Here is a 14,600-nt window from a genome sequence, read left to right as displayed (position 1 = left end):
GGGCAAGGTTGGGGGCGGGCCCGCCCGTTCGCTGAAAGAGCGGGTCGAGCAATTCGAGCGCGCGACCATTGCCGATGTGCTCGAGCAGCATGCGGGCGCGGTGTTGGCGGCCGCCGACGAGTTGCAGATCGGCAAGGCGACGCTTTACGAGAAGATCAAACGATACGGCCTCGCCGAACGAGGCGAGGCCGGAAAAGAAGGCGGTTAGCCGGCAAGGCAGGGCGCGTTGCCCCGCCGCCGCTGTGCGAAGCGCACGGGCTTAGGCCGAACCGAGGGCCTTTTGCAGCAATTGATCGAGCTCCGCAAATTGCGGCTCGCCGACGTAGCGCTTGAGGATCGTGCCGTTCTTGTCAACGACGAACGTCGTCGGCGTCATCTGGACGTTGCCGAATTGCTTGGCGGCGCTGCCGTCGTCCATGGCGACCTTGAACGGCAACTTGCGCGTTTGCGCGTAGTTCACGACGTACATCGGCGCGTCGTACTGCATCGCCACCGCGACGAACTCCAGACCCTGGCCCTTATACCGATTGAAGGTATCGACCATCTGCGGCATTTCCTTGATGCAGGTCTCGCAGTCGGTCGCCCAGAAGTTGACGAGGTAGACCTTGCCCTTCAAGTCGGACGTCGAGAGCTTTTGTCCGGACAGCAGCGTGAACGTGGCGGCGGGCACTTGCTGGCTGCGGCCGAACGTGAAGTATCCGGCGATCGCGATCGCGGCTGCGACGCAGGCGAAGACGACGTAGCGCAGCGCGCCGGCGGGGCGGACGGGGGAAGCAGGGGTTTGGCTCATGGATACGACCTCTTGCGGACGATCGCGGCAGGGTAGCGGGGCTGACTCGAATGGTGAGGTGCCCGTCGGCGCGATTCGGCGCCGCCATTTTACCCCCTTTCGCGGAGTGCGGCGGAGTGGCGGTGTATAGCCGTGTATGTAGCCGTGTATGGCCGCGCACCGCCGATCGCATCGAGACGGCGGCCTCGGTGACGGATAATGTCGCCCTCGAGTTCACTCGGTTCCCCATCGCTTCCGCTCTTCGTCGTTTATGCGCTCTCTATCCTTGCTCTCGTTATTGCGGCCCGCTCGGCGGGGATCGGCGTCTTGCGCCGACTCCGGGGCGAAGAACCCCGCGCGTGTGCGCCGCCCCGCGTCGGTTGCGGCGCCGCTCGTCTTCGCCGTGGCCTTCGCCGCCGCGTGCACACCCGCTTACAACTGGCGCACGGTGACCGACGCCGCCGAGGGCTATTCCGTGGACTTGCCCGCCAAGCCCACTGTCGACGAGCGCCGCGTGGAGATCGCGGGCAACGCGCTGCCGATGCACGTGCGGGCGGCGCACGCCCAAGGCGCCGTGTTCGCGGTGGCCGTGGTCGATCTGCCGCGCGACGACGCGCAGTTGGGACAGGCCGTCGCCGACGCGCTACGGCATTCGCTGGCTCGCAATGTTGCCGCGTCGCCGGTCGAACATGCGGTGCAAGTCCCCGCCGGCAGCGGCGCCGCGGTGCCGGGGATGGACGTCGTCGCCACGGGCGCCGCCGGCGACGCCCATGAACGCCGAACGATTCACGCGTGGGTCACCGTCCGCGGACGTCATGTCTATCAGGCCGCGATCATCGCGCCCGAGGCACCGCCGCAAGACCAATCGGATCAATTTTTCGGGTCGCTTCGGCTCAATTAGCTCGCGGATTGCGACGCATGGCCGCAAGGATGTCCGATTGACGTGCGCGCATACGAGTGAAGGTTCCGTAGTAGGAATAGACGCTAATCCCCGGATTTATTGTAGGTTTTCGGTCTATCCACAGCCGCTGTGGATAACTCTGTGGGGAAATCGGTGCCCTCAGCCCCGTCAAGCCCCCCGGTGGGACTTTCCATCGGATTCGTACGACTTCATATTTGAGGAAAATCCATAAAAATCAATTGGATAATGAGGTCAACTGAAGCGTTGGATTTAAACGGACGTCAGATGTGGCAAAACGTGGATGTGTGCATAAGTCAAGTCTTGACAGCCATTTTTTTGCTCTGGCGGGCTGTTTGAAGGCGTGGTCGCGGACGGGGCCCACGATGTGGCCCGCAATTGGCATGACGTGTCGCTAATTTCGGAAACCCGGCGCAATGACGGGAATCGGCGCCGGCGCGTCATAGGAGGGCCGGCCGGACGGATCGGGCGCTGGCGGTCCGGCCGATTCATTTACGGCGCCGAAAACACGCGGCGATATTGAATCGCCTCGGCGATATGCGCGGCGGTGGGCATTGCCGAGCTTGCGAGGTCGGCGATCGTGCGGGCCACTTTCAGCACGCGGTAATACGCTCTTGCCGACCACCTGAACCGCTCGCTGGCCTCGCGCAGCAACAACTCCGCCGCGGCGTCGAGCTGACAAAGTTCGTCGATCTCGCGTCCGTTCAATTCGCGGTTGGTCTTGCCCTGCCGCGCCACCTGGCGAGCGCGCGCCTGTTCCACGCGCCGGGCGATCGATGCGCTGGGTTCGCCGATCTCGCTCGAGCGGGCCGATAGTTCGTTCGGCATCAACGCGGGTAACTCGATTTGGATGTCGATCCGGTCGAGCAACGGTCCCGATAGCTTGCGCAGATAGCGCGCGGCGATCTCCGGCGTGCAGCGGCAACGGCCCCCGGGGTCGCCGCGCCAGCCGCACGGGCAGGGGTTCATCGCCGCGACGAGTTGGCACGCGGCGGGAAAGTCCACGTGCTGGGCCGCGCGCGAGACGGTAATGCGGCCGGCTTCGAGCGGCTCGCGTAGCGTTTCGAGCACGTGCCGGTCGAATTCGGGCAATTCGTCGAGGAACAGAACCCCCAGATGGGCGAGAGTGATCTCGCCCGGCTGAGGCGGATTACGGCCCCCGACGAGCGCAGCGGCGCTCGAGGAGTGATGGGGCGCTCGAAACGGCCGGCGCCGCCAATGAGCCGGCGAAAAACCGTGCGCGCTGGCCGAAAGCAGGGCGGCGGAACTGAGCGCTTCGTCGTCCGTCATCGGCGGCAGAAGGCTCGGCAGGCGAGCGGCCAGCATCGACTTGCCCGCGCCGGGCGGCCCGACCATCAAGACGTGATGGCCGCCGGCGGCCGCGACTTCGAGTGCGCGCCGCGCGCCTTGCTGACCGATGACGTCGGCCATGTCGGGCGCCGGCGAGACAGCGTTTTCCGGCTCTGGCACGCAGGCGGCGATCGGCGAGAGCCGGCCGTCCTGCGCGCCGGACAAATGCGCGCAAAGGGAGGGCAAATCAGCCGCGCCGAATACGGCGACCCCCGGCACGAGCGCCGCTTCGGCTGCACTGGCCGCCGGCAGGTAGAGCTCCGGCAGATCGTCCGATGCACGCGCCTCGGCGATTTGCACCGACGCATCCTCGCCACCCGCCGGGCCTCGCGACGCATGCCTCGCTCGCGCCAGGTCACGAAAACCGCGGGCCGCTCCACAGGCCATTGCGAAGGCCCCGCGCATCGGCCGCAAGGCGCCCGTGAGCGAGAGCTCCCCGGCGAATTCGCGCTCGCCGAGCGCGCAAGGCGGAATCTGCCCACTGGCCGCGAGGATGCCGAGCGCGATGGGCAGATCGAAGCGGCCCGATTCCTTCGGTAGATCGGCTGGAGCCAGGTTGACGGTAATGCGGCGCACGGGAAATTCGAAGCTGCAGTTCTGCAGCGCCGCGCGCACGCGCTCGCGGCTCTCGCGCACTTCGAGATCGGGCAAACCGACGATCGAAAACGACGGCAAGCCGTTCGCTAAATGAACTTCGACGGTCACTTCGGGCGCGCGGCCGGAAGCCGGCGCGCGCGAGCGCACCACGGCAAGCGACATGTGTTCTCCTCGGAACCGGGCCGCTGAGATATCCGCGGCACTTTCAGATAGATGGTGAGGACCGGGAGGGCCCTCGGATTGCGATAGCGCGGTGCGGTGGCGATGGGTTTGCACTCAGCGCCGCGTGTCGCAAGCACTTTAGCAACGCCAGATGCATCCAGGTAACCGCGAGACGCATCGTTGGCCGTTCGGCCTACCTGTTCAGGCCGCATCGCGCGCGGGGTTGCGACATCGGATCGATCCTCACCATTCGCCACGTCGAAAAGGCCCAGGCCCGCTCGGACGCCCGAATCTCTCTTAAGAATGTCCGCGCGGATTTTTTCCACGTCGGAATTGTGTACTAGCAGTTTCTGACTATTTGATCAATTTGCACGCGCCATCCAGACAAGAATAAATTGATCGAAACGTTAAATCCCGGGCCATACCAAGGATTCTGCATCGCACCACGATATTGGATGAAACGATCCGTGCATGACGACCATTCTCGAGGATGTCGCCATGGTGCGGCGCACATCATCAACCGTCAACTTCGGGCTGGCATCGTCTTTGCAGCCTTCGGCCCGCTTTATCTCTCTCTGCGACGGGGCAGCGTGGCTGGCCGACGGCCGGTCACGTCTTGTGAACTGGATATTCCAATGAAAACAGATACGTCTATGCAAAGCGACAGGATCGATGTCTCCCGTTTCTCCGAAGTTGCCGGTGGCAGATGGATGGACCGAATAACCATTGGTCAGCGCATGCTTTTGCTCGTCGGTGGCGGAACGGCGACCGTAATCGGTTTGACCGCATTCTGCGTTTATGGAACCGGCACCATGTTTGATGCTGCGTCAAGCGATCTGTCGAATACCCAAGCGCTTGCACAACTGCGCGATCGTTTGAATCAGATCGCAGTGGGTGCGGCATTGGGATGTCTATCACTGGTCTTGCCGGCATTCTGGCTTGTGACCCGTTCGATCGTCGCGCGCTTAAAGGCCGCGCAAACGGTGCTCGCGCAATTCGCCAAAGGCGACCTCTCCCGCACCGTTGACATTCGTGGCTCGGACGAAGTCGGGGAACTGCTGGAAGGCATCAAATCCATGCAATGCTCACTGACCAGCATTATTGGTCAGGTGCGCTACGCCAGCGAATCGATGCATCGTGCAACGAGCGAGATTGTCGCCGGCAATGAAGATCTTAGCGGTCGCACAGAACGGCAGGCCGCCTCGCTCGAACAAACGGCTGCGAGCATGCAGGAACTTACGGACATGGTGAGCGAAAATGCTGAAAACGCGAAGCAGGCCAGCATGCTCGCGGTCAGTGCATCGGACATCGCCGAACGTGGCGGCGAGGTGGTCGGCCAGGTTATCGGCACCATGCATGACATCTCGGTCAGCTCGAAGAAAGTTGTCGCCATCATCGGTGTCATAGAAGGCATCAGCTTCCAAACAAACATCCTAGCCCTGAATGCAGCCGTCGAAGCCGCGCGGGCGGGCGAGCAGGGGCGTGGTTTTGCGGTGGTAGCGGGTGAAGTGCGATTGCTGGCGCAACGTAGCGCGACCGCTGCGAGGGAGATCAAAAATTTGATCGAAGACTCTACAAGCAAGGTCGTCAGCGGGGCCACGCTGGTGGACCGTGCTGGGCAGACAATGGAAGAAATCCGGCTCGCAATTAGGCGCGTGACGGACATCATGAATGACATTTCCACCGCGTCAGTTCAGCAAAGCAGCGGCATCGAGCAAGTGAATAACGCGGTGACGCAGATGGACGAAGTCACCCAGCAAAATGCAGCGCTGGTCGAGCAGGCGGCTGCGGCGAGTGGTTCGCTGAAGCAGCAGGCGATCGACTTGCATAACGCCGTATCCAAGTTCCAGCTGGGGTGATGCCCACCGCCGGCAGCTGCGCCGCCCGGTTCAACCCGACGGCGCAGCTCGAAAGCAGGCGGCGCGCCGATTAGATGCGCTGGAGCCTTAAGACTCCTGCGACGCAGCGAGCCGCTGTTCGAGCTCGGCGACGCGGCGTTCCAACTCTTCGAGGCGCGTACGCGTCCGAAGCAGCACCTGCGTTTGCGTGTCGAATTCCTCGCGCGTGACGAGATCGAGCTTCGAGAATCCCTGCGAGAGCATGGCTTTCACGTTGCGTTCGACGTCCTTCGCCGGCGAATTCTTCAGCAGCTCGCTCATGCGATTTTGGAAATCCTGAAATAAATCATTCGGTTGCTTCATGGCGGTTCCCCTTCTTTGCACAAAAAATGTGCAGCTTCTTTCCCGACTTGCGCTGCTGATGCACGTTTGATCGAACTTGGTGCGTCCAAGGCCGCACGCTCGTGCACCGAGGAGCGTCGTTGGTGCGTACCCGAATCTCGGGCGTGCGGACACTCTAGCAACGATCGCAGGGGTGCGCCAGCGTGGCGGCCCTTTGCTGGCCGTTCGGCCGACTGAGCGCCGATACCCGCATAGCGCGTTCCCGGCACCGGCCGACACGCGGTTGGCACATCTGTTGCTTTAACTGGCCGCACGATTCGGGGGGCTGTACCCGGCGCCGATTCGCACCGCCGGCGGCGGTGCCCGGCAACACAGTTTTCGCAACGAAAAGAGGACATTCATGAAGCTCATTACCGCAATCATCAAGCCGTTCAAGCTCGATGAAGCGCGCGAAGCGTTGTCGGCGATCGGCGTGTCGGGCATCACGGTCACCGAAGTGAAGGGTTTCGGGCGCCAGAAGGGTCACACCGAGCTCTATCGCGGCGCCGAGTACGTCGTCGACTTCCTGCCGAAGGTGAAGATCGAGGCGGCCGTCTCCGACGACATCGTGGATCAGGCCATCGAGGCGATCGAACGCGCGGCGCGCACGGGCAAGATCGGCGACGGCAAGATCTTCGTGACGCCGATCGAGCAAGTGATTCGCATCCGCACCGGGGAAACGGGCGCCGACGCCCTGTAATTCGAAAACCAAATTCGAAGACTTAGCGACATAGAGGAAACCGAAAGATGCGCAAACTATTGATGTCCTTGGCGATGGCCGCCACGCTGCTGGTCGGCGGCCTGGGCACCGCACTGGCCGACGACGCTGCGTCGGCCGCTGCCGCCGCGTCCACCCCCGCCGCGGCAGCGCAAGCAAGCGCCGCGTCGGCGGCGGCCGCCCCCGATGCATCCGCCGCGGCAGCCGCCGCCGCGCCCGCCACGCCGACCGCCCCGTTCTCGGTCGATTCCTCGAAGATCAATTCGGGCGATACGGCGTGGATGCTGACTTCCACCGCGCTCGTGCTGTTCATGACGATCCCGGGCTTGGCGCTCTTCTACGGCGGCATGGTCCGCAAGAAGAACGTGCTCGCGACGGTGATGCAAAGCTTCGCGATCACCTGTGTCGTCACGTTGATCTGGACGGTCATCGGCTACAGCCTCGCCTTCACGCCGGGCAATAGCTTCATCGGCGGTTTCTCGCGCGTGATGCTTGCCGGGATGAACTACATCAAGGGCGACAAGGCGACGACGCTGACGGTGAGCCATCTGGCGACGACGATTCCCGAGTCGGTCTACTTCGTCTATCAAATGACGTTCGCGATCATCACGCCCGCGCTGATTACGGGTGCGTTCGCCGACCGCATGAAGTTCTCGGCCATGCTCGTGTTCATGTCGGTCTGGTCGATCATCGTCTACTCGCCGATCGCGCACATGGTGTGGGAACCGACGGGCTGGCTCTCGTCCGCCGGCATTCTCGATTTCGCGGGCGGCACGGTCGTGCACATCAACGCCGGTATCGCGGGCCTCGTTTGCGCCCTCGTGCTCGGCAAGCGAGTGGGCTACGGCCGCGAAGCGATGGCACCGCACAACCTGATCCTGACGCTGATGGGCGCGGCGATGCTGTGGGTGGGCTGGTTCGGCTTCAACGCGGGCTCGGCCGTCGCGGCCGACGGCCGTGCGGGCTTCGCGATGCTGACGACGCAAGTGGCCACGGCCTGCGCGGCGCTCGGCTGGATGTTCGTCGAATGGATCACGAAGGGTAAGCCCTCGGCGCTCGGTATCGCGTCGGGCGCAGTGGCCGGCCTCGTGGCGATCACGCCGGCATCGGGTTACGTCGGCGCGGGTGGCGCGATCGCGATCGGTTTCATCGCCGGCGTGGTCTGCTTCTGGTCCGCAACGTGGCTCAAGATGAAGCTCGGTTACGACGATTCGCTCGACTGCTTCGGCGTGCACGGCGTGGGCGGGATCATCGGCGCATTGCTGACGGGCGTGTTCGCGGTCAAGGATATCGGCGGTGCCGACGGCAGCCTGATCCTCCAAGCGAAGGGCGTGCTCACGACGCTCGTCTACAGCGGTGTGCTCAGCTACGTGCTGCTCAAGATCATCGATCTCACGATCGGCCTGCGCGTGGCCGAAGAGGAAGAGCGCGAAGGTCTGGACGTGGTGCTCCACGGCGAACACGTGGAATAAAGGTACTCGGGCAGGGGCGCCGCCGCTTCGCGGCGGCTTCCCATCCGATCAAGCGCAGCGACTTTTGCCCGCCTCTCGGCGGGCTTTTTTGTTGCTTATCCGTCACGTTGGCGCCTTCCCGGCCGTCTTCCACCGTGACGGCGCAAGCGGCCGGCGGCTATGACCCTTCTCGCTATCGGGTCAATAAGTATCCGCGAAGGCGTACGATCTTGCGTTCGCACAAACCGCCCCCAAATCGGCTAGGCAATTGCTCTACAATCTTTTTCTCCCCTGTTCATCGAGTACTCAATGGTTCCGCACTTAGTTACGGCGTTAAACGGTCCTCTGCTCGAGTTGGAGCGGAAGATCCTCGACGCCACGCCGGCGATCGAGCGGTGGTTCCGGCTCGAATGGCAGGAACACACGCCGCCGTTCTATTGTTCGGTCGACTTGCGCAACGCGGGCTTCAAGCTCGCGCCCGTCGATACGAACCTGTTCCCGGGCGGGTTCAACAACCTGCCGGAAGAGGTGCTGCCGCTCGCGGTGCAGGCGGCGATGGCTTCGATCGAAAAGATTTGCCCCGATGCGAAGAATCTGCTCGTGATCCCCGAGCGGCATACGCGCAACGCGTTCTACCTCGAGAACGTCGCGCGGCTCGCGACGATCATGCGTCAAGCCGGCCTGAACGTGCGTTTCGGCACGCTCGACGAAAATATCGTCGGCCCGGTGACGATCGCGCTGGCCGACGGGCAAAAGATCGTGCTGGAGCCGCTCGAACGCACGCCGCGCCGGCTCGGGCTGAAGAATTTCGATCCGTGCTCGATTCTGCTGAACAACGATTTGTCCGCCGGGCTGCCGCCCGTGCTGGAGAATCTGCATGAGCAGTACGTGCTGCCGCCGCTGCATGCGGGCTGGGCCGTACGCCGCAAATCGACGCACTTCGCGTGCTATGACGACGTAGCCAAGAAGTTCGCCAAGCTGGTCGAGATCGACCCGTGGATGGTGAATCCCTATTTCGCGCGCGTCGAGGACGTCGATTTCGAGGCCCGCACCGGCGAGCAGGCCCTGGCCGACGCGATCGACGCCGTCATCAAGAAGATCGCTCGCAAGTACCGTGAATACGGGATTACCGAGAAGCCGTACGTCGTCATCAAGTCCGATGCCGGCACCGACGGGCGCGGCGTGATGACCGTGCACGACGCATCGGAAGTCGCCAATCTGACGAAGGGCGAGCGTACGCGCATGTCGGCCACGAAGGACGGGCTGCAAGTGCACGACGTCATCGTGCAGGAAGGCGTGTATACGTTCGAGCGAATCGGCGAGGAAGTGGCCGAGCCGGTCGTCTACATGATCGACCGCTACGTCGTGGGCGGTTTTTATCGCGTGCACGGCAGCCGCGAGCGCGATCAGAATCTGAACGCGCCCGGGATGCACTTCGTGCCGCTCGGCTTCGAACATACGGCTTTGCCGGACGCGCACGCCAAGCCCGGCGCCGCGCCGCCGAACCGGTTCTATATGTATGGCGTCGTCGCGCGGCTGGGGCTGCTCGCGGCGTCGCTGGAGCTCGAGAAGACGGACCCGGAAGCGATTCAAGTCTGAGCGGCGTTGCCGGCCGGGGGCGGATCTTCGCGGCGCGAGCCGCGCCCGGCCGGAAGCGCGCATCGAGCGATCGACGCATCCAACGAACGAAAGCCCGCACCCGGGCACCAGGGGTTTCATGGACATCCTTTTCATTGCCGATCCGCTCGCGCACTTCAAGATCTACAAAGACTCGACCTACGCGATGATGGCCGAAGCCGCGCGCCGCGGCCACGTGGTCTACACGTGCGAGCCCAAGCATCTCGCTTGGGTCGATGCGAAAGTCGAAGCGACGGTGCGCCGAGTCGACATCGTCGGCGATCCGGCCGACCTGCACCGGCACCCGTGGCACGAGAGCGGTCCGCACGAACATCGAACGCTGACGTCGTTCGGTGCCATCGTGATGCGCAAGGACCCGCCGTTCGACATGGAGTACGTGACCTCGACCTGGCTGCTCGAGTTGGCCGAGCGCGCGGGCGCGCGTGTGTTCAATAAGCCGCAGACGATCCGCGACCATTCGGAAAAGCTCGCGATCGGCGAATTCGCTCAGTTCGTCGCGCCCACGCTCGTGACGCGCGATGCCGCGCGGCTGCGCGCGTTCCATGCCGAGCATGGCGACATCATCCTCAAACCGCTCGACGGGATGGGTGGGATGGGCGTCTTTCGGGTCACGCGCGAAGGCATGAATCTGGGTTCGATCATCGAGGTGCTCAGCCATGACGGCGCGCGCTCGGTGATGGCGCAAAAGTTCATCCCCGAGATCGCCGCGGGGGACAAGCGCATCTTGCTGATCGGGGGCCAAAGCGTGCCGTTCTCGCTCGCGCGCATTCCGCAAGGCGGGGAAGTGCGCGGCAACTTGGCGGCGGGCGGGCTCGGCGTGGCCCAGCCGCTCACCGCCCGCGATCGCGAGATCGCCGACACGCTGGCGCCCGTGCTGGCCGCGCGTGGATTGTTGCTGGTCGGCCTGGACGTGATCGGCGATTGGCTCACCGAGGTGAACGTCACGAGTCCCACGTGCTTCCGCGAGATCATGGAGCAGACCGGCTTCGACGTGGCCGCGATGTTCGTCGACGCGCTCGAGCGCGCCGTGGCGTAAGCTTGAAGGGCGCCCACGCGAAGCGCGCCGGTTCGGCGAAAGACGCGCCTGCTACAATGCCTGTCTCCTGAAACGGCTCGCTCGCCCGGCGTGCGGTTCGCTGCCCGCGGGCAGCGTTCGCGCGCGGCATCCCGGCGCGGGCATCGCCTGGATCTGGCCCTTTGCGGCGCTTTTCGTAGCAAGACTGACATGGCAGGCATACTGATCATCGCGCATGCACCGCTCGCTTCGGCGCTGAAAGAATGTGTCGCGCATATCTATGGCGGATTGCCCGCGCGCATCGGCGTCATCGATGTACTGCCCGATAGCGATCCCGCGCAAGTCGTCGCGTTCGCACATAGTGAGATCGAGCGGTTGCGCGAGGAGAACGGCACGCTGGTACTCACCGACATGTTCGGGGCCACGCCCGCCAATATCGCGAGCCGTCTGGCCGCGCTGCCGGACGTGCGCGTGCTGGCGGGCGTGAATCTGCCGATGCTCGTGCGAGGCGTGTGCTATCGCGCGTGCGATCTCGACACGCTCGTCGACAAAGCGCTGACCGGCGCTGCCAAGGGCGTGCACGCGATCGCGGCGCTGACCGCTTCGGCCGGCGCGGGCAAGCCGGTTGCCGAAAGCGAGTGCGTCGCGCCGGGCGTGCCGGTCGTCGCACCCGCGTCGAGCGCGAGCGCAACGGCGGCCGCTGCGCCAGCCGCTAGCGTGGCCGACCCGAACGGCCCCGCGCACTGACCTTTTCTTTGTATTCAGTACGACAGGACGAGCACATGCTTCAAAAAGAAACGACGATCGTCAATAAGTTGGGTTTGCATGCACGTGCGTCAGCCAAGCTGACGCAGCTCGCCGGTAACTATCAATCGGAAATTTGGATGACCCGCAACGGGCGCCGCATCAACGCGAAAAGCATCATGGGCGTAATGATGCTGGCGGCCGGCATCGGCAGCACCGTAACGATCGAGACCGAGGGTCCCGATGAGAACGACGCCATGGACGCGCTCTTGAAACTCATCGCGGATAAATTCGGCGAGGGACAATGAGCGGCGAGCCGCGCGATTCGATTTGAAAAACGCCGTGGTCGAGCCACGGCGTTTTCTTTCGTGCGCCGCAACGCGCCATTGCGCCGCGGATGCTGCGCCGCACGCAGTCAGCGGGCCGGTTGGAATTTATAATCGCGCATTGAGGCCTATTGCATCTTGCAGCGGTATTACTCCCGCCGCATCACACAACTCGAGGAGGTGCGCGTGTCGTTTTCGCTGCATGGTATTCCGGTGTCACGCGGCATCGCGATCGGGCGAGCCTATCTCATCGCGCCTGCAGCGCTGGACGTCGATCATTACCTCGTCGATCCGCCTCAAATCGAAAGCGAGATCGAGCGCTTTCGCGCCGCCTTGAAAGTGGTCCAGACCGAACTCGATCGGCTCAGTGCCGATCTATCGGCCGACGCGCCGAGCGAAGTGGGCGCATTTATCAACGTCCACACGATGATTCTCAAGGACGCGATGCTCGTCCAAGAGACGATGGACCTTATCCGCACGCGGCGCTACAACGTCGAGTGGGCATTGACGGAGCAGCTCGAACGTTTGTCTCGGCACTTCGACGATATCGAGGACGAGTACCTGCGCGAGCGCAAGGCCGACGTACAGCAAGTGGTCGAACGTATCTTGAAGGCGCTGGCTGGCGCGCCGTCCGCGGCCGCGCTCGTCGACGGCAATGCCGATGCGAGCGACGACATGATCGTGGTGGCGCACGACATTTCGCCGGCCGATATGCTGCAGTTCAAAACGCAAACGTTTCAAGGTTTCGTGACCGACCTGGGCGGGCGCACGTCGCACACGGCGATCGTCGCACGCAGCCTCGGGATTCCGGCGGCGGTCGGCGTGGCGCACGCGAGCGCGCTGATTCGGCAGGACGACTTGATCATCGTCGATGGCGACCACGGCATCGTCATCGTCGATCCGGCGCCGATCGTGCTCGAGGAATATTCGTACCGGCAAAGCGAGAAGCTGCTCGAGCAAAAGAAACTGCAGCGGCTGAAGTTCTCCCCGACGCAAACGCTGTGCGGCACGAAAATTTCGTTGCTGGCCAATATCGAGTTGCCCGAGGATTCGCGTGCGGCCGTCGAGGCGGGCGCCGTCGGCGTCGGTCTGTTTCGCACCGAGTTCCTGTTCATGAATCACAAGGACCGGTTGCCGGAGGAAGAGGAGCAATTCGAGGCGTATCGGCGCGCCGTCGAACTCATGGGCGGCTTGCCCGTGACGATCCGCACGATCGACGTGGGCGCCGACAAACCGCTCGACAGCATGGGGGCGGATGGCTACGAAAGTGCGCCGAATCCCGCGCTCGGTTTGCGCGCGATCCGCTGGAGCTTGTCCGAGCCGCAGATGTTCCTTACGCAATTGCGCGCGATCCTGCGCGCGTCGGCGTTCGGCCAGGTTCGGATTCTCGTGCCGATGCTCGCGCACGCGCAAGAAATCGATCAGACGCTCGACCTCATCCGCGAGGCCAAGCGCCAACTCGACGACGCGGGCCTGCCCTACGATCCGAATGTGCGCATCGGCGCAATGATCGAGATACCGGCCGCCGCGATCGCGCTGCCGCTGTTTTTGAAGCGCGTCGATTTTCTGTCGATCGGCACGAACGATTTGATTCAATACACGCTGGCGATCGATCGGGCCGACAATGCCGTCGCCCACCTTTACGATCCGTTGCATCCGGCGGTCTTGCACCTCATCGCCTTCACGCTGCGCGAAGCGAAGCGCGCCGGCGTGTCGGTCTCGGTGTGCGGCGAAATGGCGGGCGACCCGCAGCTCACGCGGCTGTTGCTCGGCATGGGCCTCACCGAATTTTCGATGCACCCGAGCCAGTTACTGGTTGTGAAGCAGGAGATCTTGCGTGCGAATCTCGCGGCCCTGGAGAAACCCGTCGCCGACGTTCTCGCGGCTTTCGAGCCCGAGGAAGTGCAGGCAGCGTTAAAGCGTCTCGGGCAGGCTTGAGGGGCCGCTCCCGCATACGGGGCAATCGCTCTGGCGGGCTATTTTCATCGTCGTCCATTCCATCCGCAGCGAATCGAGCATCATGAGCCGGCCCGTCAGGGTCTGGCCGATGCCGCCGATCACGCGCAACGCCTCGGCCGCCTGCATCGTGCCGATGATGCCGACGGTCGGGGCGAACACGCCCATCTGGGAACACGCGACTTCCTCGAACGGCTGGTCTTCGGGGAAGACACAGGCATAGCAAGGCGAGTGCGCGTCGCGGAAATCGAAGGTGCTGATCTGCCCGTCGAAACGCAGCGCCGCTCCCGATACGAGCGGCACCTGGTGTTTGACGCAGGCGCGATTGATCGCGTGCCGCGTTGCGAAATTATCGGTGCAGTCGAGCACCACCGTGGCCTGCGGGACATGCGCGTCGAGCCAGGCATCGTCGACGCGCTGGTCCACGGCGTGTACGCGAACCTCGGGGTTCAGGCGCGCGATGGTTTCGCGCCCGGATTCGACCTTTTTCTGCCCGATAGACGCCGTGGCGTGCAGGATTTGACGTTGCAAGTTCGTCAGATCCACCGCATCCGCATCGACGAGCGTCAGCGTCCCGACGCCGGCCGCGGCGAGATACATCGCTGCTGGCGAGCCCAGCCCGCCCGCGCCGATGACGATCGCGTGCGCATCGAGAAAGCGCTGCTGCGCTTCGATGCCGATCTCATCGACGAGGATATGCCGGGAATAGCGAAGGAGCTGATCGTCGTTCATGGCG

At 63.7% G+C, this 14,600-nt stretch carries 15 protein-coding genes; 11 read left to right on the top strand and 4 right to left on the bottom strand.

Features of this window, described 5'->3' with window-relative positions:
- On the top strand, positions 1-208 hold a 208-nt coding region (locus C0Z18_RS09095; protein ID WP_332888206.1), incomplete at its 5' end, for a helix-turn-helix domain-containing protein.
- A 51-nt stretch (positions 209-259) separates the two neighbouring features.
- Here the strand turns inward: C0Z18_RS09095 and C0Z18_RS09090 are convergent.
- Complete coding sequence (locus C0Z18_RS09090) at positions 260-790, bottom strand: TlpA disulfide reductase family protein (RefSeq protein ID WP_102645046.1); 531 nt, start codon at positions 788-790, stop codon at positions 260-262.
- Between the two features lie 340 nt (positions 791-1,130).
- On the opposite strand from C0Z18_RS09090, the gene C0Z18_RS09085 reads away from it, so the two are divergent.
- Positions 1,131-1,670, top strand: coding sequence for a hypothetical protein (locus tag C0Z18_RS09085; RefSeq protein WP_102645091.1), 540 nt, complete (start codon positions 1,131-1,133; stop codon positions 1,668-1,670).
- Between the two features lie 510 nt (positions 1,671-2,180).
- Here the strand turns inward: C0Z18_RS09085 and C0Z18_RS09080 are convergent.
- A complete protein-coding gene (locus C0Z18_RS09080) occupies positions 2,181-3,797 on the bottom strand; it encodes a YifB family Mg chelatase-like AAA ATPase (RefSeq protein ID WP_102645045.1) in 1,617 nt (538 codons plus the stop codon).
- Positions 3,798-4,268: 471 nt separating this feature from the next.
- Between C0Z18_RS09080 and C0Z18_RS33460 the strand changes: the two genes are divergently transcribed.
- Positions 4,269-4,436, top strand: a complete 168-nt coding sequence (locus tag C0Z18_RS33460; protein ID WP_233217248.1) for a hypothetical protein — start codon at positions 4,269-4,271, stop codon at positions 4,434-4,436.
- Positions 4,433-5,656 (top strand): methyl-accepting chemotaxis protein, encoded by a 1,224-nt coding sequence (locus C0Z18_RS33455; protein ID WP_408646979.1) that lies wholly within the window; start codon positions 4,433-4,435, stop codon positions 5,654-5,656. The genes C0Z18_RS33460 and C0Z18_RS33455 overlap by 4 nt, the downstream gene beginning before the upstream one ends.
- Positions 5,657-5,743: 87 nt before the next feature.
- Here the strand turns inward: C0Z18_RS33455 and C0Z18_RS09070 are convergent, their stop codons facing one another.
- On the bottom strand, positions 5,744-5,998 hold the full coding sequence (locus C0Z18_RS09070; protein ID WP_102645043.1) for an accessory factor UbiK family protein: 255 nt from the start codon (positions 5,996-5,998) through the stop codon (positions 5,744-5,746).
- Between the two features lie 379 nt (positions 5,999-6,377).
- On the opposite strand from C0Z18_RS09070, the gene C0Z18_RS09065 reads away from it, so the two are divergent.
- From C0Z18_RS09065 to ptsP, 7 genes are all read left to right on the top strand, one after another.
- A complete protein-coding gene (locus C0Z18_RS09065) occupies positions 6,378-6,716 on the top strand; it encodes a P-II family nitrogen regulator (protein ID WP_020566534.1) in 339 nt (112 codons plus the stop codon).
- A 47-nt stretch (positions 6,717-6,763) separates the two neighbouring features.
- Positions 6,764-8,206 carry an ammonium transporter gene (locus C0Z18_RS09060; protein WP_102645042.1) on the top strand — a complete coding sequence of 481 codons (1,443 nt, stop codon included), beginning with the start codon at positions 6,764-6,766 and terminating at the stop codon, positions 8,204-8,206.
- A 288-nt stretch (positions 8,207-8,494) separates the two neighbouring features.
- Complete coding sequence (gene gshA, locus C0Z18_RS09055; protein WP_102645041.1) at positions 8,495-9,784, top strand: glutamate--cysteine ligase; 1,290 nt, start codon at positions 8,495-8,497, stop codon at positions 9,782-9,784.
- A 118-nt stretch (positions 9,785-9,902) separates the two neighbouring features.
- Complete coding sequence (gene gshB, locus C0Z18_RS09050; RefSeq protein WP_102645040.1) at positions 9,903-10,859, top strand: glutathione synthase; 957 nt, start codon at positions 9,903-9,905, stop codon at positions 10,857-10,859.
- A gap of 189 nt (positions 10,860-11,048) precedes the next feature.
- Positions 11,049-11,585, top strand: coding sequence for a PTS sugar transporter subunit IIA (locus C0Z18_RS09045; RefSeq protein WP_102645039.1), 537 nt, complete (start codon positions 11,049-11,051; stop codon positions 11,583-11,585).
- Between the two features lie 35 nt (positions 11,586-11,620).
- Complete coding sequence (locus tag C0Z18_RS09040; protein WP_102645038.1) at positions 11,621-11,890, top strand: HPr family phosphocarrier protein; 270 nt, start codon at positions 11,621-11,623, stop codon at positions 11,888-11,890.
- 204 nt (positions 11,891-12,094) lie between these two features.
- The gene (ptsP, locus tag C0Z18_RS09035; RefSeq protein WP_102645090.1) at positions 12,095-13,846 is read left to right on the top strand and encodes a phosphoenolpyruvate--protein phosphotransferase; all 1,752 of its coding nucleotides are present in this window, start codon (positions 12,095-12,097) and stop codon (positions 13,844-13,846) included.
- Here the strand turns inward: ptsP and C0Z18_RS09030 are convergent.
- Positions 13,823-14,596, bottom strand: coding sequence for a HesA/MoeB/ThiF family protein (locus C0Z18_RS09030; RefSeq protein WP_102645037.1), 774 nt, complete (start codon positions 14,594-14,596; stop codon positions 13,823-13,825). The two genes, ptsP and C0Z18_RS09030, sit on opposite strands and share 24 nt — an antisense overlap.
- Between the last annotated feature and the right edge of the window lie 4 nt (positions 14,597-14,600).

Origin of the sequence: Trinickia dabaoshanensis, assembly GCF_002879885.1 — a bacterium.
GTDB lineage: Bacteria > Pseudomonadota > Gammaproteobacteria > Burkholderiales > Burkholderiaceae > Trinickia > Trinickia dabaoshanensis.
This window is presented reverse-complemented; position numbering and strand designations above follow the sequence as displayed.

Coding starts and splice junctions, on each gene's coding strand:
- C0Z18_RS09060 (WP_102645042.1), top strand. CDS start 6,764: ATGCGCAAACTATTGATGTCCTTGGCGATGGCCGCCACGCTGCTGGTC.
- C0Z18_RS33455 (WP_408646979.1), top strand. CDS start 4,433: ATGAAAACAGATACGTCTATGCAAAGCGACAGGATCGATGTCTCCCGT.
- C0Z18_RS09045 (WP_102645039.1), top strand. CDS start 11,049: ATGGCAGGCATACTGATCATCGCGCATGCACCGCTCGCTTCGGCGCTG.
- C0Z18_RS09065 (WP_020566534.1), top strand. CDS start 6,378: ATGAAGCTCATTACCGCAATCATCAAGCCGTTCAAGCTCGATGAAGCG.
- C0Z18_RS09070 (WP_102645043.1), bottom strand. CDS start 5,998: ATGAAGCAACCGAATGATTTATTTCAGGATTTCCAAAATCGCATGAGC.
- C0Z18_RS33460 (WP_233217248.1), top strand. CDS start 4,269: ATGACGACCATTCTCGAGGATGTCGCCATGGTGCGGCGCACATCATCA.
- C0Z18_RS09040 (WP_102645038.1), top strand. CDS start 11,621: ATGCTTCAAAAAGAAACGACGATCGTCAATAAGTTGGGTTTGCATGCA.
- C0Z18_RS09080 (WP_102645045.1), bottom strand. CDS start 3,797: ATGTCGCTTGCCGTGGTGCGCTCGCGCGCGCCGGCTTCCGGCCGCGCG.
- C0Z18_RS09090 (WP_102645046.1), bottom strand. CDS start 790: ATGAGCCAAACCCCTGCTTCCCCCGTCCGCCCCGCCGGCGCGCTGCGC.
- gshA (WP_102645041.1), top strand. CDS start 8,495: ATGGTTCCGCACTTAGTTACGGCGTTAAACGGTCCTCTGCTCGAGTTG.
- gshB (WP_102645040.1), top strand. CDS start 9,903: ATGGACATCCTTTTCATTGCCGATCCGCTCGCGCACTTCAAGATCTAC.
- C0Z18_RS09030 (WP_102645037.1), bottom strand. CDS start 14,596: ATGAACGACGATCAGCTCCTTCGCTATTCCCGGCATATCCTCGTCGAT.